This is a genomic window from Actinoplanes sp. URMC 104 (genome assembly GCF_051386375.1).
Taxonomy (GTDB): domain Bacteria; phylum Actinomycetota; class Actinomycetes; order Mycobacteriales; family Micromonosporaceae; genus Actinoplanes.
Window position 1 is genome coordinate 92,697 of record NZ_JBPQTO010000012.1, and the last position, 23,158, is coordinate 115,854.

The following is a 23,158-nucleotide window of genomic DNA, read 5'->3' on the forward strand; positions in this document are numbered from 1 at the left end:
ATAACAGCGAGATCTCGTCCGCTCCCACGAGCATCGATGGGCCAGGCGCGCCGGTCAGGGGGCCAACGGGGCGGTGGAGCCGTCGGCGAGGGCCTGGGTGATCTTCTCGGCGCCGGTGCGGACGAGCGCGCCGTACTGGTCGTCGGGCAGGGCGTCCAGGTCGGTGAGGGCGGCCGCCAGGTGGTGGCGGGCCTCGGCGACGTTGCCGCAGCGGCGGTGCGCGTCGGCCACGCTGAGGTGCAGCGACGGCAGGAAGCTGCGCACCTGCCACGAACTGTCGTACTGCCGGGCTCGCTCGTCGGTCAGGTGGCCGGCGGCGGCGAGCGCGCGCTCGTCCCATGCCAGCTCGTCGGCCACCGACTCCTGCAGGTCGGCCAGGAAGTGCGCGACCGTGCACCGGTGCAGGGCGTCGTCGCCCACCGACTCCCACATCGCTTCCAGCGCGCGCCGCGCCCCCGCCCGGTCGCCGGCCCGGCCCCGCTCCACGGCAGCACTGATCTCGGCGATGACAGCGTCGTTTCCCGGCATCTCGCGGCCCTCCTCGGCAGACAGCCGCTGAAGATTGAGCCCTCGACCGGCTCGAGAGTCAAGGGCTGCCAGACTGATCGCCATGGGGGACACGGATTGGACCGAACCGCCGGACCTGCACGACGCGGCGATGTTCGGCGCGCCGCCGGAGGCCGTACGGCAGCTCATCGGGGAAGCGGCGGACGTCGACGAGCTGTACTGGGGGCGGACCGCGCTGTTCGAGGCGGTCATGAACCGGGAGTGGGAGGTCGCGCGGGAACTGGCCGCGGCGGGCGCCGACCCGTGGCGGGCGCAGATCGCGGGCTGGTCGCCCGGGCGCCTCGCCCTCGCCGCCTCCGAGCCCGAGCTGTTCGGGCCCGCGCGAGCACCCGGGCTCACCGAGGACGAGCGGGCAGCCGTCGCCCGCGCCGCACGCGTGACCGAGGTGCTGCGCGACGCCTACCTGGAGGGCATGAGCGTCGCCTGCGTCGCGGGCATCGACGCGGCCGAGGCGGTCCGGCGGCTCGGCGCCACCCCGACCGAGGTCGGCGACTTCGACCGATGGCGCGAGAGTCTGTGGGACGGCGACGGCGAGGGCGACGAGATCGTCGGCGTCACCGACGTGCCGGGTGGCTGTGTCGTGACGCAGTGGGACAAGTACGTCGCGTCGACCCCGGGCGTGCTCGCCCTGCTCACCCCGGGGACCTTCGCCTACGGCATGTACGCGAACCCGAAGAGCGGCAACCAGGGCGACATCGCCCGCGACGGTGTCGTCGTCGCCTGGGACCTGCACCCCGGCGGCGGCCAGGTAGCGCCGGACGCCCCGGCCGACGAGGTGCTGCGCGCCTTCCTCCACAAGCACCAGCCGCTCGCCTACTGCGCCGACTTCGCCGGGCTCGAGCCTGGTGACGCGCGCGCCTTCACCGGGCCGCCCGACCGTCTTGTGCTGCTGCCCGCCATCGAGTTCTGGCCGCACCCCGCGGACTGACAGGGACGCCGGAGGTGAGGCAGACTCGCGGGCATGTCCGTGATGGCCCGCAACGTCGACGACCTTGCCACGTACGCGCAGAGCAACCGCGTCAAGTATCTGTTCTTCTGGGGACACCGGCCCGAACGGGACGGCAGCGCCGGGGCGGGCTGCCTGAGCCAGTGGTGGCCGTGCCGGTTCACCGTGGACGGCCGGGAGTTCCCCTCCGCCGAGCACTACATGATGTGGCGCAAGGCCGAGCTGTTCGGCGACGACGCGATGGCCGCGCGGATCCTCGCGGCGCCGCACCCGCAGGTCGCCAAGACGCTGGGCGGGCGGGTGAGCGGGTTCCGGCAGGACGTGTGGGACGAGCACCGCTACGGCATCGTCGTGGCCGGCAACCTGGCGAAGTTCGGGCAGGACGACGAGCTGCGCGAGTACCTGCTGACCACCGGCGACCGCGTGCTGGTCGAGGCCAGCCCGCTCGACCGCATCTGGGGCATCGGGCTGGGCCGCGACGACCCGGCCGCGGGCGACCCGCGCCGGTGGCGGGGCACGAACCTGCTCGGGTTCGCGCTGATGGACGTCCGCGAGGGCCTGCGGCGGGGCTGAGCGGCGTCAGTCGTCGCCGGGGTAGCCGGCGGTGACGACCAGCCCGGGGATGTCGCCGGCGCCGTGGAAGTCGAGCAGCCGCAGAAGCACGGGTGAGCATCCGACCACGTGCAGCGGGCCGAGGCGGGCGGCCGCGGTGAGCAGGATGCGCGCCGCGGCGGTGTCGGCGAACCGCAGCGCGGTCACGTCGAGCGTCACGACCGCGTTGCCGTCGCGTACGGCGTACGCCTCCTCGGTCATCGCCTCGAGCGCGCGCCGGTTGGACATGTCCGCCTCGCCCGAGAGCCACAGCCCGTACGGCTGCTCGGTCCGGCGGATCCGCAGCGAGGTGTCCGGGTCGAAGGGCAGCAGCGGACCGGCCGCCCCGGGGTGCGCGAGCGCGAGGCGCCGCAGCAGCAGCGGGTCGAAGAGCCTGCGGTCGTACGCGCAGACGCCCATCACGAAGCCGTCGGTGAAGATCGCGTTGACGCGGGCCTCGTACCCCTCGAGGGTCTCCGCGCCGGGAACGCGCCGCCGCGCCCAGCTCATGTCGCCGACCACGCGCAGGCCGCGGTAGCCCTCGGCGCGGGCGCGCGCCTTCTCGACGTGCCAGTGCGCGAGCGTGCCCTCGGCGTCGAACACGCCGCCGGCCAGATAGCTGCCCTCGGCCGTCCCGGCGCGCAGCTGACCCGAGTCGAGCGCGTCGCGCACCTCGCTCCCCCGGCGCGCCAGCCGGTCGAGCACCGCGCCGGGGTCGTCGCCGCAGTAGATCAGCTTGTGCCGTTCGCGCAGCCCGTCGTGCAGGACACCGGCGATCTCGGTGAGCCGCAGCGCGTCGTCGTCCACGGTCCAGCACACGTGGTCGCCCAGCTCCAGGCGATCGAGAAGCGCCTGCCCCGCCACGGTCATCCCCCCTCGTGCGGTCCGCCTCCGCAGAGTGCGGTTCACCGTACGCTTCGAACCGCTTCCGATGCGTTACCTCGTACGGGTGAGGCCACCGACCGCCCTTTCACATGAGCGCTTCGTGTCGGCGACGCCTGCGCTTAACCGGGCGGTCTCCGGGCGTCCCTATCGTCCGGCCCAGCCCCTACCGCGCGAGCCCGAGCAGGAGTCCATGGACGTCAGCGTCGTCATCCCGACGTGCAACCGCCCCGAGCTGGCCACCCGCGCGGTGCGCAGTGCCCTGGCGCAGACGCACCGCGACCTCGAGGTGATCGTCGTGGTCGACGGCCCGGACGACGCGACCGTCGCCGCGCTCGCGCAGGTCGGCGACGACCGGCTGCGGGTGGTCGTGCTGCCCGAGCGCGGCAAGGCGCCCAACGCGCGCAACCAGGGCGTGCGGCACGCCGAGGGCCGGTGGGTCGCGCTGCTCGACGACGACGACGAGTGGCTGCCCGGCAAGATCGAGGCGCAGCTGGCGCTCGCCACGACCGCGACCAAGGCGTCGCCCATCGTCGCGACGCGCATGGTCAGCCGCACGCCCCGCTCCGACACGGTCATGCCGCGGCGGCTGCCCGAGCCGGGCGAGCCGCTCAGCGAGTACCTGACCGTGCGCCGCGGCCTGTTCTACGGCGACGGGTTCATCCAGACCTCCACGATCATGGCGCCGGCCGAGCTGCTGCGCCGCGTGCCGTTCACCGTCGGGCTGCGCCGCCAGCAGGAGCTCGACTGGACGCTGCGGGCGCTGCAGCACGACGACGTGGAGCTGCTGTACGCCCCGGAGCCGCTCGTGCTGTGGCACCAGGACGAGAACCGCGAGCGGATCAGCCTGCAGAACCCGTGGGCGGAACAGCTCGCGTGGCTGCGCTCCAGCCGTCACCTGTTCACGCCCCGCGCGTACGCCGCCGTGACGATGAGCGTGATCAGCTCGATGGCCGCACCCACCCGCAGCCTCACGGTCGCGCGCGAGCTGCTGTCCGAGGCGCGCGCCCACGGCCGTCCGGGCGCGCTCGACTACGTCACGTTCGCGCAGATCTGGGCGCTGCCGCCGGACGTCCGCCACCGCGTACGGGACCTGGTCGTCGGCCGTCGCCCCGCCCCGCAGGCCGCCGATGCCTGAGCGCCGGGTGGTGGTCTGGCGCAGCGCGATGATCTCGGCGTCGGAGACGTTCATCCGCAACCAGGCCGACGCGCTGACCCGCTGGCGGCCCGTCTATGTGGGCGCCACCAGAACCGAGTCCGTGCTGGCGCGCGACACCGACCTGATCGCCTTCGCGGACCCGCGCTCGTTCATGCGGCTGCGCCTCACGGGTGAGTCGCCGCACCTGCGCCGCCTGATCCAGGGCGTACGCCCCCGGCTCGTGCACGCGCACTTCGGCGGCGACGGCTGGCTCGTCAGCGGCGCAGCCGCCGGCCTCCCGCTCGTGGTCACGCTGCACGGGCACGACGTGACCCGCCAGCCCGCCACCCCCGGGCTCAAGGGCGTGCGCTACCGCCGCAACCTGCGCACCGTCTTCGGGCGCGCGCGGCTGCTCATCGCCGTCTCCGAGGAGATCCGCCGGCACGCGATCCGCTGGGGCGCCGACCCGGACCGGATCCGCGTGCACCACACCGGCGTCCCCATCCCCGCCCTGCCGGCCGTCCCGAAACAGTGGGACGTCGCGTTCGTGGGCCGTTTCGTCGAGAAGAAGGGCGCCGACGACCTGATCGCCGCGCTCGCCGCCGTGCCGGCCCGGTCGGTGTTCGTCGGCGACGGGCCGCTGTTCGCCAGGATGCAGGCGTACGCCCGCGAGCTGCGCATCGACGCGACGTTCCTCGGCGCCCGTCCCGCCGACGAGGTCTACCGCGTGCTCGCCGGGTCCCGGCTGCTCGCGGCCCCCTCCCGGACGGCCGCCGACGGCGACAGCGAAGGCCTGCCCACAACGGTCGTCGAGGCGATGGCGTTGGGCCTGCCGGTGGTGTCCACCAGGCACAGCGGCATCCCCGAGGCGGTCGCGGACGGGGTGACCGGGCTGCTCGGCGCCGAGGGCGACCGCGAGGCGCTCGCCGCCCACCTGCGCAAACTGCTCGACGACCCCGGCCTGCAGGCCTCGATGGGCGCCGCCGGCCGGGCGCGGGCCGAGGCGGAGTTCGACGTCACCCGGCAGAGCCGCCGGCTCGAGGACCTCTACGACGAGCTCACGGGACAGCGCGAATAGACCCGTCGATGTACGGTCCCCCGCGTGGATCTTCAGCAACGCCCGGCGAAGGTGTGGAACGGCAAGACCAACGGCTTCTCGATCGCCGCGCTGACGCTGTCGCTGTTCGGCTGCGTGGGCCTGATCAGCATCGTGTTCGGCGTCATCGGGCTGACCCAGAGCCGCCGCAACGGTGACCGGCGCGGCAAGATCTTCGCCATCGTCGCGCTGAGCATCTGCGGACTGTGGATCACGGCGATCGCCGCGTTCGTCACCGTGGGCATCTTCCGCGACGCCGCCGACGGACCCGACCGCGACGCCGCCGGCGTGCTGCGCGGCGAACGGTCGATCGCCCTGCGCGACCTGCGGGCCGGCGACTGCGTCAAGGACCTCGAGGACCAGACCGGCGCCTCGATCGACGTACTGCCCTGCTCGAGCGCGCACACCAGCGAGGTCTACGCCGTCTGGAAGCCGCCGTCACCGGACGGCACCGAGGAGGCGGCCGAGGCCGGGTGCGAGCAGCGCTTCCCGGCGTACGCCGGCCGGAAGCTCCCCGACGACGCGGACTACTTCCTGTTCACCGCCCGCATGTCGGAGCTCGGCTCCTCCAGCGACCCGAGCGTGTTGTGCTTCGCCCACCAGCGCACCGGCACCGTGACGGGCTCCCTCAAGGACTGATGCCCGTGCCCGTCAGCCCCAGGCGCCGCCAGCCAGCAATGGGCACGGCCAGCTAGCCGCCGGCCGCGGCCCACCCACTAAAGGCGCGGCCACTCAGCCGCCGGACGCGACCCACCCCCAACGGCGCGGCCACTCAGCCGCCGGACGCGGCCCATCCCCAACGGCGACCCCTCAGCCGCCGGACGCGGCCCACCCCAAAGGGGCGGCCACTCAGCCGCGGGCACGGTCACTCAGCCACCGGCCGCCAGCCAGTCACCGGCGTCTCCAATAAGTCACGAGCGCGAGCAATCCGCCTGCGGCGCGGTCGGCCGGCCGCGGGCGCCGTTAGTCAGCCACGGGCGCGGCGGACGACGGCGCGCACCGCGCGCTTGCCGGCCCGGAGGCCGCCCACCAGGCGGGTGGCGGCCTTGCCCGGAACGGTGGCGGAGAGCAGCGCGTTCATCTGCCGGACCCGCTTCAGCTCGGCCTCGCGGTGCAGCAGCATCTTCTCGTACCACTCGTGCTTGGCCCGGGCCTCGGCCAGCTCGCGGGTGAGCCGCTCCCGCGCGGCGAGCAGGTCCCCGACGGCGTGGGCGACGGGACGGCTCGCGGGCGGGACCTCGGACGGCTCGACCTCGCGGCCGGTCATGCCGGCCAGCACGGCGGTCAGCTCGGCCTCGTCGGCGGGGATCGGCCAGAGGTGGGCGTAGCCGCCGGCGATCGCCGCCGCGGCGAACGCGCGGAGAGCCTCGAGCGGATCCCCGGCCGGCGCCAAGGATACGAGCCTGCCCCCGGTGGCCGGTTCGGCGGGAGAGGCGGCGGGGGCCGTGGCCGTCGTCGGCTCGCCGAACGAGGCGGCGCGGGCTGCGGCCGTCGCCGGCTCGTCGGAAGAAGCGGCGGGGACCGCGGCCGTCGTCGGCTCGGCGAGGGAGACGACGATCTGGGCTGCGGGAACTCCGGCGGCGGGTCCCGACTGCCAGGCGGTGAGCATTTGGCGCATGGCGGGCAGGTCACGCCGTTGCGCGGCGGCCAGGAGATGATCCTCCAGTGTGCGGCCGCGCGGCAGGTCGGCTGCGGGCAGCCGGACCTCGCGGATGCCGATCACGGCGTCGGGCAGCCCGTCGGCTGCCGGAGCGGCCCGCAGCGCGTCGGTCGCCGCGGCGGCGGGAGAGCTGTCCAGATCGGTGGCAGCAACAGCATCAGAGACGGGGGCCGGCGCGGCATCCGAAACGGCAACCGGAGGGCTGACCGATCCGGCGGTCCGGCGCCGCACTGACCCGGCGACCGCACGGCTGACCGACGCGGCGGCCGGAAAGTCGTCCAACCCGGGGGCCGCTACAGGATCCGACCCGGCGGGCGGTGCGGGAAGTCGTTCGGCCAGCACGAACCAGGCGGGGGCCAGCTCCGCGGCGAGGTTGTTGCGCAGGGCGGCGGTGGCCAGCCGAACAGGGTCGGTCAGGGCGTCGGCCGCGGGCTGGACGGCGGTGGTCAGCGTGGCGGACACGAAGCCGGTGAGGCCGGGATCGGCGAGGATGGCGGGGCCGAGCAGCACGCTGGGCGACGACAGTGACGGGTACGCGGCGTAGTCGCGCACGATCCGCAGCCCGGCGGCGGTGAGGTGGGTGAGCAACCGGGCGTGGCCGGCGGGGCGGTGCGGGTCGCGGTCGTCGGGGACCACCCAGTCGCTGTCGGCGGGGGGCGCGGGGAGAGCTGCCAGACGGTCGACGCCGAAGAGGTTGGGCACGCCGAGCAGCAGGCGGCCGCCGGGCCTCAGCTGGGCCAGCAGCAGGGCGAGCGTCTCGTCCCACGAGTGCGGCGCGGCCTCGGCGGACAGCAGGCGGTCGAGGCCGTCGAGGGCGACCACGGTGTCGTACGAGCCCGGCGCGGCGAGCTTCTCGAGGCTGCCGCAGAGGACCTCGTGGCCCGGATAGGCGTCGGCGTCGGTGGCGCCGCGGACGAGGACGGTCACGGAGGGCAGGCCGGTGAGCAGTTCCGGGGCGTGCGGGCCGGCCACGAGCGTACGCCCGGAAACGACGGAGAGCAGCGTGCGCAGGGTGGCGCCGCCGGCGGGGGCGGGACCGTGCGTGCCGTCGAGGTCGGACCAGAGCAGCATCTCGCCGCCGATCGGCGTCGTCATCGGGTGATCACTCCGGTCAGCTCGACGTCGGCCCGGGAACGCGGGGCCGGCCACCCGAACAGGCGGCGCAGCTCGGCGGGCGGCAGCAGCCGGTCGGCGCCCAGCTCGGCGACGGCGATCTCGCGCGCGACCGCGGGGTCGATCTCGGCGCCGTGCATCGCGGGCCACTCCCGCACGATGCGCGCCTGCCCGCCGTACGCGGACCTCTCCCCCTCGAGCTGCATCGGGTCGCCGTACACGGCGGGCGCGCACCCGGCGAGCGTGCCGTACATGATGGCGCTGCACAGACGGTTGGACGCCACGCGGGAATGTCTGCGCTGCTCAGCGAGTTGACGGTACAGGAACCCGGGGTCGAGGTCCTTCCACCAGCCACCGCGGTAGCCGTGGCAGATCACCCGGAAACCGGCCCGCTCGTAGCGCGCCCGCACCCGCTTGTCGCGGAACTCCTGCCAGTACAGGCACACGGTCACCGGCCCGGTCTCGGTCTCTCGGATCTCGCGGATCAGCCCGTCGTGGTCGCCGACGATGTGCTGACCCTCCCAGCCGTGGAACGGGTACCAGATCGTGCCCTCGCGCTTCGCGGCGCCGGGCGCGTCCGGCAGGGGGGACAGGGTCAGCAGGTACGCCCACGGGGAGCCCACCACGTACACCTCGCGGCGGCCCAGCGACCACGCCCGGCGGCGCACCCGCTCGCTCCACACGAACTTCGCGATGCCGGGCACGTACTCGTGATCGGGGGCCATGCCGTCGCCGATGTTCCAGCCGTGCTGCAGGTAGCCGTGGATCCGCGGCGGCTCGGCGTCGTCGAGGCCGCAGTAGCGCGCCAGGACGTGCGAGTGCCCGTAGTAGTGGTTGGCGTGGTGCACGCCGCATTCCACACCGCGCAGGAGGCCGTACGGGAAACACCCGGTGTCCGAAGCGTGCCGGTGCTATGACTTCCGGCGGGGCAGTGCTACCTTGACCCCAGTCGCCTCCGGATGCGGCACCAGTCGTGGTAGCCCCCGGGAGCCTCTCCGGCCGAGTTGTTCCGGCCGTTTCCTTCCACCGCCGCCCGTCGGCGTTTTCTCTCCGCCCGCGCACCGCGGGCTTTCGAGGAGTACCCCCATGACAGTTCCTGCTACCCGCAATCCCGTCGAGGTGCGAGTCGACTCGCTGCTCGACATCGTCGACGACCGCGCCTGGCTGCGCGCCGACGGCTACCTGCCCGGCCCGCGCGACATCCCGGTCGCCCTGAGCGAGGTGCGCCGGCTCGGCCTGCGCCGCGGCGACCGGGTCACCGGCACCGCCACCACCAACGGCCGCCGGCCCGCGACCCTGCGGCTCGACCGGCCGACGGGCCGCCGGCGCGACTTCTACGACCTCACCGCACTGCATCCGCGGGAACGGCTGCGGCTCGAGACCGACCCGCGGCTGCTCACCACCCGCGTCATCGACCTGGCCATGCCGATCGGCAAGGGTCAACGGGCGCTGATCGTGGCGCCGCCCAAGGCCGGCAAGACCACGATCCTCAAGCAGATCGCGACCGCGATCGCGCACAACAACCCCGAGTGCCATCTGATGGTGGTGCTCGTCGACGAACGGCCCGAGGAGGTGACGGACTTCTCCCGTACGGTCGGGGGCGAGGTCGTCGCCGCCACGTTCGACCGGCCGCCGCACGAGCACGTCGCGCTCGCCGAGCTGGCGATCGAGCGGGCCAAGCGGCTCGTCGAGCAGGGACGCGACGTCGTCGTGCTGCTCGACTCGATCACCCGGCTGGCTCGCGCGTACAACCTTGCCGCGCCCGGCCGGGGGCGTACGCTCTCCGGCGGTCTCGACTCCACTGCCCTGCACCCGCCCAAGCGGTTCCTGGGCGCGGCCCGCGCCATCGAGGGCGGCGGCTCGCTGACCATCATCGCCACCGCGCTGGTCGAGAACGGCTCGGCGATGGACACGCTGATCTTCGAGGAGTTCAAGAGCACCGGCAACGCCGAGCTCAAGCTGGACCGGGCGCTGGCCGAGGCGCGCGTCTTCCCGGCGATCGACCTGTCGTCGACCGGCACCCGCCACGACGAGACCCTGCTCTCCCCCGCCGAGCTGGCCATCATCACGCAGGTGCGGCGGGCGCTGCGCAGCCCGGAGGACCTGCGCCGCCTGCTCGAGCAGCTGCGCGGCACCCCGTCGAACACCGACTTCCTGCGCCGGGTGGCACACTCGCTGGCCGCCTGACCGCGCGCGCAACCATGGCGCCGCTCAGCGCGCCGCCTCGCCGTCCAGAATCTCGCCCTCGATCGCGCCCGCCGCGGTGCGAGTCGGGGTCCGGGGATCGACAGCGTCGTCGGCAGGAGTGGCCCGGCCACCCCGTCGCCCGGCCCGGCCGGCACGCACGCGGCGCGGGCCGAACAGGTCGGCGGCGGAGATGTCGTCCTGCTCCTCGACCGACCGCTCCACGGCCCGCCGGATCAGCATGCGGCTGGGCGGCAGCAGCAGGATCAGCCCCAGTGCCGCGCTGAAGAATCCGGGCAGCGCCACGAGCACCGCACCGAACAGGCGCACCGCCGAATCGCTCGCACTGCGGCCCACCGGAGCGCTCCCGCCGACTGCCGCCTGCAGGAGGCGGCGGCCGCGGACGACTTCGTGACGCAGCAGGAGAAGCCCTGCCGCGCTGATCGCGGTCAGGAGCAGAGCGGCCGCCGGTCCGCCGATCGCGCGGACGACCTCCACGAACGTCGCGATCTCGATGACGGCGAGCACCACGAGCGCAGCCACCGAGGACAGCGCCGCGGTCGCCGGGTCTCTGCCGCGCATGTCCGCCTCCCGTGTCCGACTCCCGGATCACAATGGAGTGTCGCCGACGGCGTCAACGTGCGTGCCACGGCTGCGCGTCGTGCACGACGGTGCCGTCGGACAGCGTCAGGTCGTAGGTCGGATCCGCGATCCCCGGCCCGATGACGCGGCCGGGCCACCAGGCGACCGACGGAAATCATTTGCGACGGCATAAGGGAACGATTGTTCTTGACTGATCGTTCCTCAATTCGCTAGCGTTCACGGCATGGGCAGGCCGAGGGCGTTCGACGAGGACGAGGTGGTGCGCGCGGCCGTGACGTTGTTCGCCGGCCGGGCGTACGACAGCGTCTCGGTCGACGACCTGGTCCACCATCTCGGCGTGCACCGCAACAGCCTCTACAAGGTCTTCGGCAGCAAACGGGGCCTCTACCTGGCCGCGCTGCGCCACCACCTCGAGCACCAGCTCGCGCCGCTGATCGCCCGGGGCGCCGTCGAGCCCGGCCCCGGCATCGACCTGCTGCTGCTGGCGATGGCCGAGCGCGCCCCCGCGGACGCCGAGGTGGCCGCGCTCGTCGACCATGCCCTGCACGACCTCGACGACGCCCTCGGCGGCCCGTCCGCCACCGCCACCCTGCTCGGCCTGCGCCTGCGGGCCCGCGCGACACCCTGAGGAGCTGCCATGGCAGACGTACGCATCGACGGCGACACGCTGGTCGTCGAGATCAGCGGTCTCGACCGGCTGTGGGCGCTCAAGAGCAGCCTGAGCATCCCGCTGTCCAACGTCCGCGGCGCCACCGTCGACCCGGGCATCGTGAACGAGAGGAAGGGCCTGCGCGCCCCCGGCACGCATGTTCCGGGTGTCATCACGGCCGGCACCTTCCACCTCGACGGCGAGCGCGTGTTCTGGGACGTCAAGGACCCGGCCCGCGCGGTCGTGATCGAGCTGCGCGACGAGCGGTACGCCCGCCTGGTCGTCCAGGTGGACGACCCCCGGGCCACGGTCGAGCTGGTCGAGAAGTCGCTCGGCTCCGGGCGCTGACCGGCCGTGAAGCGCCGACGGGCCCTCGCGCTGGCGCTGGTCTGCGCGGCGGCCGGCTGCACCCGCGCCACCGCGACGCCCGACCCCGCCGAGCTGCCCGGCCTCTATCCCGATGTCGCCGCGTCGCTGTTCGAGGCCGGCACGCAGCACCCGGTCGGCACCGGCGACACGGCCACCGCCGAGGTGCTGCCGGCCGGGCGGCTCCCACTGCCGAGCGGACGCCTCACCGCGGTCGACCCGAGCTGGCTGCCGCCGCGGTCGTGGTCGCCGCCGATCGGCCTGTTCACCACGCGCGTGCCGCCCGGGACGTACGCGGTGGAGCTCGCGCTGCTGCGCTGGACGGACGTGCGCGTCGCCGCCGCCCGCGTGACGATCCGCGACGAGCCACCGGTGCGCTGGGATCTCGCGGTGCGCGACGGCCAGGACCCGGCCACCCTGCAGCCGGGCGAAGTCTTCGACACCGGCGTGGACATCGGCGTCATCGCGCTGTTCGACGCGACCGCCCTCGACGCCGTCGGCCGCCTGATCGACAGCGACGACGACGCGCTCACCGTCAGAAGCCCCGACGCCCCGATCCGCCGCCCCGACGTGGGCGCCGTCGCCTTCGCCACCGGCTGGGGCGACGGCGGGTACCCCACCTGGATCGGGCGCACCGCCACCGGCGCGGTGTCCTGTTTCCTGGTCGACCTGCTCGTCGCCGGGCCGGGCCCGAGCGCGACCCCGTGGCGGGCAACTGTCGGATAGCCGCACACCCGGTGGCATGTAGCTGATCGGACAATGGCGCGGCGGCCGGAGGGCGGGACAATGACGAACGGGACGGGTGCCTTTCCCCGCCAGGAGGCATCCGCCCCTTCAGACCACACCATGCGAGACAGACGCGGCGGGCCGGAACCCGAGGGTTCCGGCCCGCCGTGTGACTGCTCGCCCCCTACGGGGTCGGGTAATCGGTGATGTAGACCGGGGTGCCCACCTTCGTGGTGTCGGCGGCCGGGCCCACCCCGTTGACGACGTGGTTGATCACGCCGGCGCTGAGGTTGACGGTCATGATGTGGTGCAGCTTCACGCCCGGGCGGTTCGGGACCTCGAAGCCGTTCTCGGTCTCGATCGACGGGTTATTCTGGTTGAAGACGTAGACGCCGGCGCCGTACAGCTGGTGGTTCCGGACCTTGTCCCCGACCTTGTAGCCCGCGTAGCCCTTGACGGTGCCGTTCATCCAGTCGGCCTGCGTCGGCGGGTCGTACGGGAGCTCGTTCTGGTAGAGCACCGTGGTGCCCTTGTCGCCGTTCCAGACGGTGTTGTACCGCTGGAAGTGCTCGACGAACAGGCCCGTCGCGGTCACGTTGTCGCCGTTGATCACGGCGCCGTAGCGGCCGGTGTTGGTGCGCCACCGCTGGGTGTCGCCGTTCTTGCCCTCGGTGAAGCCCTCGACGCCGTGGTCGGCGCGCCACACCCAGGTGTGGTCGATGAGCACGTTGTCGCTGTTCACCTCGAGCGCGGTGTCGACCTTGCCGATGTGCGGGCCGCCCACCCGGAAGTAGACGTCCGACAGCGTGGTCGGGTTGGCCGGCGAGCTGATGCCCAGGCCGTTCTTGTTGCCGACCTGCAGCAGGTTCTTCGACTCCTTGGTGCCGGCGTCGATGGTGACGCCCGCGATGACGACACCGGGGACGTCGGCGACCTTGAGCGGCGTGACCCCGTTGACCGCGGTCAGCGTGGCGTGGCCGATGCCGAGCACGACCTGGTTGGGACGCAGCACGTGCAGGCTCTGGTCGATGTCGTAGACACCGGGGGTCAGCAGCAGGTTCTTGCCGAGCAGCAGCTGGGCGTTGATCAGCCACTCCGGGTCGGACGGCTTCGCGACGTAGAAGTCGCTCAGCGGGATCGTCCGGCCGGAGGTCTGGTCCTGCGCCCACGAGACACCGCTGGTGTTGCGGTGCGCGTTCGGCACGCGGACGGCGTACTTGCCCTTCGCGTCGACGAACAGGTACGGCTTCTCCCGGCTCAGCGGGGTCTGCGCGAGCGTGGTGTACGGCGGGTTGGGGAACGCCGAGTCGTCCGGGGCGCCCTCGACGCCCGAGAAGACCTGGTTCCACACGCCGTTGGACCACTGGCCGACCTTGCTGTTGCGGGTCAGCCACTGCTGCTGCGAGCCGTTGGTGACCACGCCGAACTCCGAGTCGGCGATGAAGCCACCGCTGGCGTACTGCGGTCCGGCGGTGCAGTAGTCCATCAGCGTGAAGCCGCCGTCGACCTTGAGCCGGCGCAGCGACACGGCCTGCGAGACGGCCCAGAAGTTGGCGCCGGCCCGGCACCCCTCCTGGCCCGCGCCGTTGACCTTGATGGACAGGTTGGACAGCGTGCGCCAGAAGTTCACCAGCGCGAGGCAGTTGCTGGTGCCGCCGCCCTCGAGGCAGCGGTTGTAGACCTCGACCTTGCCGTTGATCACGACGTCGGTCGGGGAGGCGCCGAGGCCGGAGACCTCGGTGTAGTAGCCCACCTTGATCTGCAGCGGCTGGGCGTCGGTGCCGTAGGTGCCCGGCTTGAACAGGAAGGCGTAGCGGTCGGTGCCCATCTCGTTGTCGACCTGCTTGGCGTGCGCCGCGTCCAGCTTGGCCTGGATCTCGGCGACCGGCATGCTCGGGTCGAAGACGGTCACGTTCTTGCCGAAGGAGGGGGCCGCGGTGGCCGTGGTGACGGGTGCTGCGGCGGCGGGGACGCTGGTGAGCGCACCGACGGTGACGGCGGTGAGCCCCACGGCGAGGATCCGTCGCAGGTGCCGGCGACCGGACGGCCGCCCGGCGGTTGTCGTCATGCGGAAAGGTTCCTTCCGTTAACGGGGGAGCAACAAGCTGGATCACAGCAAGCAATAGACACATCGACATGTCAAGAAGCTGCGGCCGCACCGAGAGCGGCAATCGCACAGGCTTCGGACATCTCGCCGCGGTTCCGGTACGGACGTTGCCCGAACAGCCCCCGACCTTGGATTTTCGGGCCCCGGTACCGGTACCGGGGATCAGCCGGTACCGGTACCGGACACGCTCCCACGCCGCTCCCGCAGGAAGTCACGCTCCGTGTCGGTCGGTGCGAGCGCGAGCGCACGGTCGAACGCGTCGGCGGCCGCCTCGGTGGCGCCCAGGCGCAGCAGCATCTCGGCCCGCGCGGCCGGCACGTGATGGTTGCGGGGCAGCAGATCCGCCAGCCCGTCGAGCAGCTCGAGCGCCGCGGCCGGCCCCTCGCACTCGGCGACGGCGACCGCGCGGTTGAGCCGCACGACCGGCGAACCGGTCAGGGCCTCGAGCCGCTCGTAGAGCCGGGCGATCGCGGGCCAGTCGGTGTCCGCGGCGCGCGCCGCGACCGCGTGCCGGGCCGCGATCAGCGCCTGCAGCCGGTAGGGGCCGGCCGGGGCGGGCGCGGCGAGCAGGGTGAGCGCCTCGGCGATCTCGGGTGCGTTCCACAGCGTACGGTCCTGGTCCGCCAGCAGCACGAGCCGGCCCGCACGCCGCCGGGCCCGCCGCCGCGCGTGCTGCAGCAGCATGAGCGCGAGCAGCGCCGCCGCCTCGGGATCGGCCGGCAGCAGCGCCCGCACCAGCCGCCCGAGCCGCACCGCCTCGCCGGCGACCTCGTCGCGGAACGACCGGTAGCCCTCGGTGAACAGCAGGTAGAGCACGGCCAGGACGGCCTCGGCGCGGGCCGGCAGGTCGGCGGGCGCGGGGACGCGCAGCGGGATGCCCGCCGCGCGGATCTTCTGCTTGGCGCGCGTGACGCGGGCGGCCATGGTCGCGTCGGGCACGAGGAACAGCCGCGCGATCTCCGGGACCGAGAGCCCGGCGACGAAGCGCAGCGTCAGGGCGACCTGCGCCTCGCGGCCCAGTGCCGGGTGGCAGCACGCGAAGAGCAGCTCGAGGGAGTCGTCGTGTCCCGCGCCGTCCCGTGAGCCGGAGGCGGCGAGGCGGGCGAGCGGCAGCGGCGGCGCCGGCACGGGCTCGCTGGTGATCAGCAGCGGCAGGTAGCGGGTCAGGGTCTGCTCGCGGCGGCGCCGGTCGGCGGCCCGGCGGCGGGCGACCGCCAGCAGCCAGGCCGCCGGGCGCCGCGGGACCCCCTCGGCGGGCCACTGCGCGGTGGCCGCGGCGAGGGCGTCCTGCAGCGCCTCCTCGGCGAGGTCGAAGCTGCGCAGCTCGGCGACCAGCGTGGCCAGCAGCGGGCCACGGTGCTCGCGGAAGGCGGCCTCGACGCCGGTCACGGGTGCTCGACGACCGGCCGGACCTCGATGACGTCCTCGAGGCCCGCGAGCTCGCGGGCGAACTCCAGCGCCTCGTCCAGGTCGCGGGCCTCGACCAGGTAGAAACCGCCGAGCTGCTCGGCCGTCTCCGCGTACGGCCCGTCGGTCATCAGCGGCTCGCCGCCGTTGAGCCGTACGGTCGTGGCAGTGTCCGACAGCGCCAGCTCCTCGCCACCCCGGTCCGCTCCGCGCGAGCGCAGCAGCTCGGAGAAGCGCCCGTGCGCCTCGTACACCCGTTCCCGGGTCGCCTCGTCGGCCTCGGCCCAGTCCTTCTCGGCCCCGTACATCAGCAGTGCGTACTTCATGCCGGCCTCCCTGTTCCATCGTGGGTGTCAAACGCTCGTCGCGCGACGTTCGGCGACATCGACAACGCCGCGAGGATGATTTCCGCCGATCATCGACCCGTTTAGCCTGGCGCCATGCGTTTCCGGCTGCTGGGTCCCCTGGAGGTGCGCACCGCCGACGGCACGCCGGTCGAGCCGGGCGGGGCGAAACCGCGGGCGCTGCTCACCCTGCTGCTCAGCGAGGCCGGCCGGGTGGTCAGCGTCGACCGCGTGGTGGCGACCCTGTGGGGCGACGCGCCGCCGCCCGGGGCGACGGGAACCGTGCAGGCGTACGTCTCCCAGCTACGCCGCCTGCTCGGCCGGGAGCTCATCGTCACCCGCTCCCCCGGCTACCTCGCCGCCGTCGACCCCGCCGACCTCGACCTGGCCCGCCTGCCCGCCCTGCTCGACGAGGCGAGCCGGCCCGGCGACCCGCACGCGGTGGCCGGGCTGCTCACCGAGGCGGTCGAGCTGTGGCGCGGCGAGCCCCTCGCCGACCTGCCCGACGACCCGCTGGTGGTGGCCGAACGGGCCCGGCTGGCCGAGCTGCACGTGCTGGCCCGGCAACGGCGGGCGGTCGCGTGGGCCGGCCTCGGGCGTACGGCGGAGGCGGTCGCCGAGCTGGAACGGCTCGTGGCCGGGCACCCGCTGCGCGAGGGTCTGTGGGCGGCGCTGATCGAGGCGCTGTACGCGGCCGGCCGGCAGGGCGACGCGCTCGAGGCGTACCGCCGCTGCGCGCGCACGCTCGCCGACGAGCTCGGCATCGACCCCTCGCCCGAGCTGCGCGCCCTGGAACAGGCGGTCCTGCGCCAGGATCCGGCGCTCAGCGGGCGCGCCGCCGCCGCCGTCGAGCCCGCGGCCGCCGACCGCCTCCTGGTCGGCCGGCAGGCGGAGCAGGCCCGGCTGCGCGCCGCCCTCGCCGAGGTGACCCGCGGCAGCGGGGCGGTGCTGGTGCTCGAGGGCGAGGCCGGCATCGGCAAGACCCGGCTGGCCGAGGCGGCGGCGTCGCTGGCGGGCGCGCAGGGCTGGCGGCCGGTGTGGAGCCGGTGCGCGGACGACGCGGGCGTGCCCGCGCTCTGGCCGTGGTCGCAGATCCTCGAGCGGCTCGGCGGGGGCCCGCTGCGCGCGGACGCGGACGGCGACCCGACGTTCGCCCTCTTCGCGGAGCTGCGCCGGCGCCTCGCCGCGGCGGCCACGGCCACCCCGCTGCTCGTGGTGCTCGACGACGTGCAGGCGGCCGACGCCACGTCGCTGGCCCTGCTCACCCTGCTGGCCCGCCACCTCGAGGGCCTGCGGCTGCTGGTGGTGCTCACCGTGCGCACCATCGGCGAGGAGCTGCCCGCCGAGGTGGTCGACTGCCTGGCCGCCCTCGCGCGCGAGCCCCGCGCCCAGCGGTTGCAGCTCACCGGTCTGACGGCGAACGACGTACGGGAACTGATCGCCCCCCGCTCGGCCGGCGCCGACGTCGACGAGCTCGCCCGGGTCGTGCACGAGCGCACCGACGGCAACCCGTTCTTCGCCGGCGAGCTGGTCGAGCTGATGGCGGCCGAGGGCCGGGTGGACACGCTGCCGCCGTCCGTGCGCGACGTGCTCGACCGGCGCCTGTCGCGGCTGCCGAGCGACACGGTCGACCTGCTGCGCCTGGTCGCCGTGATCGGCCGCGACGCCGAACTGCCGCTGCTCGAGGCGGCCGCCGGGCTGGACGCCGAACAGGTGATCACCCGTCTGGAACCGGCCGTGGCCGGGCGGGTGCTGCGCTTCGACGAGACCGCGTGGCGCTGGCGGTTCAGCCACGCGCTGGTGCGCGAGACGCTGCTGGCCGGGCTGAGCCGGATCGCGGCGGCCCGCCTGCACGCGCGGGTGGCGGGCGAGCTCGGCGAGGTGGACCGCCTCGCCTACCACTACTTCCACGCCGTGCCGGTCACCGGCGCCGCGCCCGCCCGCCGGTACGCGATCGAGGCCGCGGCCGCCGCCCGCGAGCAGCACGCGCACGCCGAGGCGGCCATGCAGACCCGGCGGGCGCTGGCGCTGCTCGGGCCGGACGCCGACCAGCGGCACCGGCTGCTCGTCGAGCTCGGCGACGACCTGCTGCGCGCCGGTCGGCTCACCGAGGCGCAGGAGGTGGTCGCGGAGGCGATCGCGGTGGCGCGCCGGCTCGGCGACCACGACCGGCTCGCCGCGGCCGCGAGCGTGTGGGGCGGGGTGACGCTGTGGAACTGGCGGGCGTACGGCGTCGTCGACGAGGGCCTGGTGGCGCTGCTCGAGGAGCTGGCGACCCGCGCGGGCGACCAGGATCCGGCGCTGCGGGCCCGGCTGCTGGGCACGCTCGGCGTCGAGCTGGCGTACAGCCCCACGCGCCGGCGGGACAGCGTCGCGTACGCCGAGCGGGCCGTCGAGCTGGCCCGCACGCTCGGCGACCCCGACCTGCTCGGCCGCACCATCAACAACTACATGATCTCGACGTGGGGCTCGGCGGACCGCGTCGACCGGTGGACGGCCGCGGCGGACGAGGCGCTCGCGCTCGCCGGCCGCGGGCTTCCCCTGCGGACGGAGTTCTTCGCCCGCCTGCACCGCGGGCCGCTGCTGCTGCACCTCGGCGACGCGCAGGGGTTCGACGCCGACCTGGCCGCGGCGACCCGGCTCGCGGGCCGGCTGACCGGTCCCGACGTGCGGCCCCACCTGCTCTACCAGGAGACCGGGCGGGCCATGCTGCGCGGGCAGTGGGCCGAGGGCGAACAGTACGCGATCCAGGCGTACGAGCGGTTCCGGCAGACCAGCCTGTGGGGCGCCCGGTTCTGCAGCGCGCTGCACACGTTCACGTTCCGCGGCCGCGACGGGCGGCTCGGCGAGGCGGTCGGCGAGCTGGTGGAGGCCGCCGAGGAGCTGGCCGTGCCGCTGCTGCAGGGCACGGCGGTGCTCGCCGCGGCGCAGGCGGGCGACCTCGCGCAGGCGCGGCGGCTGCGGCGGCGCTGGCCCGAGGTCGTGCCGCGGGACTGGACCACGGACTCGGTCCTCGTCGTGCACGCGTGGATCGCGCTGGCGCTCGGCGGGGACCTGCGGGCGGCGTACGCGTCGCTGGAGCCGCTGCGCGGCCGGCAGATCGTGGTCGGCACGGCGGGCGCCTGCTGGGGCTCGTACGACCTCGAGATGGCCCGCCTGGCCGACGCCCTGGAGCTTCCCGCCGAGGCCGCCGCGCACCGCCGGGCCGCGGCCGAGCAGGGCGAGCGGGTGGGGTCGGCCTGGCAGGTCGAGCAGGCCCGCAAGGGTTTCGCAAGGTGATCCTTAAGCCGATCGCAAGTGGCGGTCGGCAGAGTCCCCGGTGTTGCCGCACAGCACTGAGGAGAGAACACCATGACCACCGTCGCCACCCCCGTCGCGTCGCTGCGCCCCCGGCTCACCGGAGCGCTCGCGCTGCCCGGTGAGCCGCTGTACGCCGAGCTGACGGCCGGCTTCAACGTCGCGATCACCGCCACCCCGGCCGCGGTCGTCGAGGCCCGCGACGCGCAGGACGTCGCCGAGGCCGTACGCTTCGCCGCCGCCACCGGGCGCTCGGTCGCCGTGCAGGCCACCGGCCACGGCCTGGCCGGCACGCTCGACGGCGCGATCCTGGTGCACACCGGCCGGCTCGACGAGTGCGTGGTGCACCCGGACGGCTGGGCCCGCGTCGGCGCCGGCGTGCGCTGGCAGCAGGTGCTCGACGCGGCCGCGCTGCACGGGCTCGCCCCGCTCTGCGGCTCGGCGCCCGGCGTGGGCGTCGTCGGCTACACGACCGGCGGCGGGCTGGGCCCGGTCGCGCGGACGTTCGGCTGGGCGTCCGACCGCGTCCGGGCCATCGAGATCGTCACGGGCGACGGCACGCCGCGCCGGGTCACCGCCACCGACGAGCCCGACCTGTTCTGGGGCGTCCGCGGCGGCAAGGGGGCGCTCGGCATCGTCACCGCGCTGGAGTTCGACCTCGTGCCGCTGTCCACCGTGTACGCCGGGGCGCTGTACTTCGCCGGCGCCGACGCCGCCACGGTCGTGCACCGCTGGCGCGAGTGGTCGTCCTCGCTGCCCGTCGAGGCCACCACCTCGCTCGCGCTGCTGCAGCTGCCGCCGATGCCGGGCGTGCCCGAGCCGCTGGCCGGCACGTTCACGGTCGCGGTGCGCTTCGCCTGGACCGGGCCCGCGGAGTCGGGGGCCGCGGTGCTCGCCCCGATGCGGGCCGCCGCCACCCCGCTGATCGACGCGGTGCAGACCATCCCGTACGCCGCGATCGGCATGGTGCACGCCGACCCGACCGACCCCATGCCGGTGATCGAGGAGACCGACCTGCTCTCCGCGCTGCCCGCCGAGGCCGTGGACGCGCTGCTGGCCGTGGCCGGCCCGCAGGCCCGCTCCCCGCAGGTGATGGTCGAGCTGCGCCAGCTCGGCGGGGCGCTGGCCGCCGAGCCGCGGCACCCCAGCGCCCTGTGCCACCGCGACGCGGCGTACGCCCTGATCCTCATCGGAGTGCCCGTGCCGCCCGTCGCCGAGGCGATCGTGCCGCACGCCGCCGCGGTGCGGCAGGCCCTCGCGCCGTGGGCCACCGGCGGCGCCCTGCCCAACCTGTCCTCGGGCAGCGGGGCTGAGCGGATCGCGCGCTCCTACGACCCCGCGACGCTGGCCCGCCTGGTGTCGCTGGCCGAGCGCTACGACCCGGCGAACGTCCTGCGCGCCGGCCAGGTTCCGGTCCGCGACGCGGCCTGACGCCGCGCCCGGCGGTGCGGGGGCCCGTTGGCGGACGGGCCCCCGCACCGGTTCCCGGGGATCACGGCTTCATCGTGAAGCCGAAATCGCCGGAGAGCTTGCCGCTCAGCCGGACGGCCGAGACGATCCTGCCCTCGGCGACCAGCCGCTCGACCTCGGCCCGGGCGAGGCCGCACGCCTCGGCGATCAGCCGCACCGGCCGCACCGGGATCCGCGCCGCGAAGCGCACCGACACGTCGAGGACCTCGGCGTCGCGGTGGTCCGTTCCCCCGGTGTCGAGGCGCCAGGCGCCGTCCCAGTCGAGGGTGAAACGGTTGCGGCGCCCGAGGACCGGATCCTGGAGCAGCTCGGCCGCGAGGCCCGGGTCGTTGTGGTGCAGCCGGTCGAGCAGCTCCGGCCGTACGGAACGGACGGGCGCCCGCTCCAGGACGGTGAGCTTCGCCGTCTCCCCGCAGGCGGTGCAGAGCGCGAGAAGCCAGGCGTCGAGCAGCTTGTGGTTGGCGTTGACACGAAACTTGCCGTCCGCCCGCAGGCGCGCGGACGCGCACCCGTGGCAGCGGCGGAGGATGACAGGCAGGCACGTGGGCACGACGGCCCAATGAATGAGCACAGAGGTACACCGGTTTCCGTGAGAAGTCCGCAGCAGCAGGCCGCGCGGCGCCCAGGCGCAACGCGCGACGGTTCACTCGGGAGGTCTCACAGGGTGTACAACGGCACGTCTTTCCTCGCCACGACTCAGTCCGCAGAACGGTAGCCGCCCTCGGCGGCGCCGCTCCACTGATTTCCGCGTCGCCGCCCGGCCTCGTACGCGACCGCTGCGACGGTGACGACGGTGACCGCGGCGAGCGTTGCCAGGGCAGGCAGCTCGGCGCCCAGCCAGGCGAGCGGGGCGACGAGCAGGGCAGCCGCCGGCAGCGCCGGATCGAGCTTTCCGGTGGTGCGCCACCGGAAGGCGGCTTGGGCGAGCAGGTGCACGACCACGCCACCCACGAGCGCGGCCAGGGCGACACCCTTGAGCGGGTCGCTCAGCGAGTGGGCCTGCTCGTCCCCCACGTATTCGAGAGCCTTCTTGAGCCCCAGCGCGAGCAGCACGATCCCGGCCACGAGCGGCAGGTGCAGGAAGCTGTAGGCGTCCCGGGCCAGGCCGGCGCGCCGATGCTCGGCAGCCGTGCCCAGCGCGTGCTCGCCGGCAGCCGCGCTGACACCGAAGTACGTCCACCAGAGGCCGCCGGCCAGGGCCAGGCCCAGAACGGACGCGACCACGATCGGCCAGGAGATCGGCAGACGGGCGACGCCGACCCCGATCGCCACGATCGACTCGCCCAGCGCGATGATGACGATGAGCCCGTGCCGTTCGGCGAAATGACCGGCGGACCGCACGCGCCACCCGCGAGCTCCGCCGAAGTAGGTCCCGGCATAGTCGACGGTCAGCGCCGCCACCCACAGCCAGGTGCGCGTCGTGCCATCGGTGGCGGCGGCGGCCAGCAGCAGCGCCGTGCCGCCCAGCATCGCGGGGGTGAACCGCACCAGTTGACGGCGGAGCCCGGGGTCGTCCCACGACAGAACGTAGAACAACAGCAGGTGCAGCGCGCGGAAGACGAAGTAGCACACAGCCACGACGATCGGTCCGGAGAGACCGCCCGGGGCGTCGTCGAACGCCTCGGGAATGGTCAGGGCCAGGACGAACATCGCCGCCATCGCCGCGAACATGCCGATCCGGGCGATCCCGCGGTCCGCGCGGACCAGGTTCGCCAGCCACGCGTATCCGGTCCAGCTCCACCACAGCAGGGCGACGACGAGCAGGCCACGGATCAGGCCCGTCCCGCTGAGGTGCGCCGCCATGGTGGCGGTGACCTGGGTCAGCGCGAAGACGAACACCAGGTCGAAGAAGAGTTCGAGCGGAGTGACGGATCCGGTCTCCGGCATCGTCTGCGCATGGAGGCGACTCCGCCTGCGAGGACGTGCCGCCGAACCGGCCTGGTCTTGACTCATTGCGCCCCTCCTTCACGGGCCTCGTGCCGGCGATCCGAAGGCGGTTGGGTGCGTCGTCG

Annotated in this window: 20 protein-coding genes and 1 pseudogene; 11 read left to right on the top strand and 10 right to left on the bottom strand. The window is 74.1% G+C overall.

All coding sequences use genetic code 11. From position 1 onward, the window contains the following. Positions 1–54 precede the first annotated feature (54 nt). A complete protein-coding gene (locus ACSNN8_RS39300; RefSeq protein WP_436655794.1) occupies positions 55–528 on the bottom strand; it encodes a hypothetical protein in 474 nt (157 codons plus the stop codon). A gap of 82 nt (positions 529–610) precedes the next feature. Here ACSNN8_RS39300 and ACSNN8_RS39305 point away from each other — a divergent pair, with 82 nt between their 5' ends. Both ACSNN8_RS39305 and ACSNN8_RS39310 read left to right on the top strand, forming a co-directional pair. Further along, entirely contained in the window at positions 611–1,495 is an 885-nt protein-coding gene (locus tag ACSNN8_RS39305) for an ankyrin repeat domain-containing protein (RefSeq protein WP_436655796.1), read from the top strand. Between the two features lie 33 nt (positions 1,496–1,528). Then, the gene (locus ACSNN8_RS39310) at positions 1,529–2,086 is read left to right on the top strand and encodes an NADAR family protein (protein ID WP_436655798.1); all 558 of its coding nucleotides are present in this window, start codon (positions 1,529–1,531) and stop codon (positions 2,084–2,086) included. Between the two features lie 6 nt (positions 2,087–2,092). Here the strand turns inward: ACSNN8_RS39310 and ACSNN8_RS39315 are convergent, their stop codons facing one another. Beyond that, positions 2,093–2,974 carry an MEDS domain-containing protein gene (locus ACSNN8_RS39315; protein WP_436655800.1) on the bottom strand — a complete coding sequence of 294 codons (882 nt, stop codon included), beginning with the start codon at positions 2,972–2,974 and terminating at the stop codon, positions 2,093–2,095. Between the two features lie 205 nt (positions 2,975–3,179). Here ACSNN8_RS39315 and ACSNN8_RS39320 point away from each other — a divergent pair, with 205 nt between their 5' ends. From ACSNN8_RS39320 to ACSNN8_RS39330, 3 genes are read left to right on the top strand one after another with little or no spacing between them, the layout of a single operon-like run. Further along, positions 3,180–4,124 carry a glycosyltransferase family 2 protein gene (locus ACSNN8_RS39320; protein ID WP_436655802.1) on the top strand — a complete coding sequence of 315 codons (945 nt, stop codon included), beginning with the start codon at positions 3,180–3,182 and terminating at the stop codon, positions 4,122–4,124. After that, a complete protein-coding gene (locus ACSNN8_RS39325) occupies positions 4,117–5,202 on the top strand; it encodes a glycosyltransferase (RefSeq protein ID WP_436655804.1) in 1,086 nt (361 codons plus the stop codon). Before ACSNN8_RS39320 ends, ACSNN8_RS39325 begins: the two co-directional genes overlap by 8 nt. A gap of 24 nt (positions 5,203–5,226) precedes the next feature. After that, positions 5,227–5,859: a DUF4190 domain-containing protein gene (locus ACSNN8_RS39330; protein ID WP_436655806.1), complete on the top strand. Its 633-nt coding sequence runs from the start codon at positions 5,227–5,229 to the stop codon at positions 5,857–5,859. Positions 5,860–6,187: 328 nt separating this feature from the next. Here the strand turns inward: ACSNN8_RS39330 and ACSNN8_RS39335 are convergent, their stop codons facing one another. Together ACSNN8_RS39335 and ACSNN8_RS39340 are read right to left on the bottom strand one after the other, a co-directional pair. After that, a complete protein-coding gene (locus ACSNN8_RS39335; protein ID WP_436655808.1) occupies positions 6,188–7,975 on the bottom strand; it encodes a hypothetical protein in 1,788 nt (595 codons plus the stop codon). Then, a complete protein-coding gene (locus tag ACSNN8_RS39340; protein WP_436655810.1) occupies positions 7,972–8,841 on the bottom strand; it encodes a hypothetical protein in 870 nt (289 codons plus the stop codon). The genes ACSNN8_RS39335 and ACSNN8_RS39340 overlap by 4 nt, the downstream gene beginning before the upstream one ends. A gap of 253 nt (positions 8,842–9,094) precedes the next feature. On the opposite strand from ACSNN8_RS39340, the pseudogene rho reads away from it, so the two are divergent. Beyond that, positions 9,095–10,180, top strand: a pseudogene (gene rho / locus ACSNN8_RS39345) (transcription termination factor Rho); the annotation flags it as partial. 24 nt (positions 10,181–10,204) lie between these two features. Here the strand turns inward: rho and ACSNN8_RS39350 are convergent. After that, positions 10,205–10,759: an FxsA family protein gene (locus tag ACSNN8_RS39350; protein ID WP_436655812.1), complete on the bottom strand. Its 555-nt coding sequence runs from the start codon at positions 10,757–10,759 to the stop codon at positions 10,205–10,207. A gap of 244 nt (positions 10,760–11,003) precedes the next feature. Here ACSNN8_RS39350 and ACSNN8_RS39355 point away from each other — a divergent pair, with 244 nt between their 5' ends. The 3 genes from ACSNN8_RS39355 to ACSNN8_RS39365 are packed head-to-tail and all read left to right on the top strand — an operon-like array spanning position 11,004 to position 12,521. After that, positions 11,004–11,408 carry a TetR/AcrR family transcriptional regulator gene (locus tag ACSNN8_RS39355; protein ID WP_436655814.1) on the top strand — a complete coding sequence of 135 codons (405 nt, stop codon included), beginning with the start codon at positions 11,004–11,006 and terminating at the stop codon, positions 11,406–11,408. Positions 11,409–11,417: 9 nt separating this feature from the next. Then, on the top strand, positions 11,418–11,777 hold the full coding sequence (locus ACSNN8_RS39360) for a hypothetical protein (RefSeq protein WP_436655816.1): 360 nt from the start codon (positions 11,418–11,420) through the stop codon (positions 11,775–11,777). Between the two features lie 6 nt (positions 11,778–11,783). Beyond that, positions 11,784–12,521, top strand: coding sequence for a DUF4241 domain-containing protein (locus ACSNN8_RS39365; protein ID WP_436655818.1), 738 nt, complete (start codon positions 11,784–11,786; stop codon positions 12,519–12,521). A gap of 184 nt (positions 12,522–12,705) precedes the next feature. Here the strand turns inward: ACSNN8_RS39365 and ACSNN8_RS39370 are convergent, their stop codons facing one another. The 3 genes from ACSNN8_RS39370 to ACSNN8_RS39380 form a co-directional block, all read right to left on the bottom strand. Continuing rightward, a complete protein-coding gene (locus ACSNN8_RS39370) occupies positions 12,706–14,589 on the bottom strand; it encodes an adenylyl cyclase (RefSeq protein WP_436655820.1) in 1,884 nt (627 codons plus the stop codon). Between the two features lie 201 nt (positions 14,590–14,790). After that, the gene (locus ACSNN8_RS39375) at positions 14,791–16,017 is read right to left on the bottom strand and encodes an RNA polymerase sigma factor (protein ID WP_436655822.1); all 1,227 of its coding nucleotides are present in this window, start codon (positions 16,015–16,017) and stop codon (positions 14,791–14,793) included. Next, positions 16,014–16,361 carry a YciI family protein gene (locus tag ACSNN8_RS39380; RefSeq protein ID WP_436655824.1) on the bottom strand — a complete coding sequence of 116 codons (348 nt, stop codon included), beginning with the start codon at positions 16,359–16,361 and terminating at the stop codon, positions 16,014–16,016. Before ACSNN8_RS39380 ends, ACSNN8_RS39375 begins: the two co-directional genes overlap by 4 nt. A gap of 114 nt (positions 16,362–16,475) precedes the next feature. On the opposite strand from ACSNN8_RS39380, the gene ACSNN8_RS39385 reads away from it, so the two are divergent. Continuing rightward, a complete protein-coding gene (locus ACSNN8_RS39385; RefSeq protein ID WP_436655825.1) occupies positions 16,476–19,658 on the top strand; it encodes a BTAD domain-containing putative transcriptional regulator in 3,183 nt (1,060 codons plus the stop codon). Positions 19,659–19,730: 72 nt separating this feature from the next. Beyond that, complete coding sequence (locus ACSNN8_RS39390; protein WP_436655827.1) at positions 19,731–21,107, top strand: FAD-binding oxidoreductase; 1,377 nt, start codon at positions 19,731–19,733, stop codon at positions 21,105–21,107. Between the two features lie 61 nt (positions 21,108–21,168). Here ACSNN8_RS39390 and ACSNN8_RS39395 read toward each other — a convergent pair whose 3' ends face one another. Both ACSNN8_RS39395 and ACSNN8_RS39400 read right to left on the bottom strand, forming a co-directional pair. Further along, the gene (locus tag ACSNN8_RS39395; protein ID WP_436655828.1) at positions 21,169–21,717 is read right to left on the bottom strand and encodes a DUF1062 domain-containing protein; all 549 of its coding nucleotides are present in this window, start codon (positions 21,715–21,717) and stop codon (positions 21,169–21,171) included. Between the two features lie 125 nt (positions 21,718–21,842). Then, the gene (locus ACSNN8_RS39400; RefSeq protein WP_436655830.1) at positions 21,843–23,033 is read right to left on the bottom strand and encodes a low temperature requirement protein A; all 1,191 of its coding nucleotides are present in this window, start codon (positions 23,031–23,033) and stop codon (positions 21,843–21,845) included. Positions 23,034–23,158 lie beyond the last annotated feature (125 nt).

Coding starts and splice junctions, on each gene's coding strand:
- ACSNN8_RS39300 (WP_436655794.1), bottom strand. CDS start 528: ATGCCGGGAAACGACGCTGTCATCGCCGAGATCAGTGCTGCCGTGGAG.
- ACSNN8_RS39305 (WP_436655796.1), top strand. CDS start 611: ATGGGGGACACGGATTGGACCGAACCGCCGGACCTGCACGACGCGGCG.
- ACSNN8_RS39310 (WP_436655798.1), top strand. CDS start 1,529: ATGTCCGTGATGGCCCGCAACGTCGACGACCTTGCCACGTACGCGCAG.
- ACSNN8_RS39315 (WP_436655800.1), bottom strand. CDS start 2,974: ATGACCGTGGCGGGGCAGGCGCTTCTCGATCGCCTGGAGCTGGGCGAC.
- ACSNN8_RS39320 (WP_436655802.1), top strand. CDS start 3,180: ATGGACGTCAGCGTCGTCATCCCGACGTGCAACCGCCCCGAGCTGGCC.
- ACSNN8_RS39325 (WP_436655804.1), top strand. CDS start 4,117: ATGCCTGAGCGCCGGGTGGTGGTCTGGCGCAGCGCGATGATCTCGGCG.
- ACSNN8_RS39335 (WP_436655808.1), bottom strand. CDS start 7,975: ATGACGACGCCGATCGGCGGCGAGATGCTGCTCTGGTCCGACCTCGAC.
- ACSNN8_RS39350 (WP_436655812.1), bottom strand. CDS start 10,759: ATGCGCGGCAGAGACCCGGCGACCGCGGCGCTGTCCTCGGTGGCTGCG.
- ACSNN8_RS39355 (WP_436655814.1), top strand. CDS start 11,004: ATGGGCAGGCCGAGGGCGTTCGACGAGGACGAGGTGGTGCGCGCGGCC.
- ACSNN8_RS39360 (WP_436655816.1), top strand. CDS start 11,418: ATGGCAGACGTACGCATCGACGGCGACACGCTGGTCGTCGAGATCAGC.
- ACSNN8_RS39370 (WP_436655820.1), bottom strand. CDS start 14,589: ATGACGACAACCGCCGGGCGGCCGTCCGGTCGCCGGCACCTGCGACGG.
- ACSNN8_RS39380 (WP_436655824.1), bottom strand. CDS start 16,361: ATGAAGTACGCACTGCTGATGTACGGGGCCGAGAAGGACTGGGCCGAG.
- ACSNN8_RS39385 (WP_436655825.1), top strand. CDS start 16,476: ATGCGTTTCCGGCTGCTGGGTCCCCTGGAGGTGCGCACCGCCGACGGC.
- ACSNN8_RS39390 (WP_436655827.1), top strand. CDS start 19,731: ATGACCACCGTCGCCACCCCCGTCGCGTCGCTGCGCCCCCGGCTCACC.
- ACSNN8_RS39400 (WP_436655830.1), bottom strand. CDS start 23,033: ATGCCGGAGACCGGATCCGTCACTCCGCTCGAACTCTTCTTCGACCTG.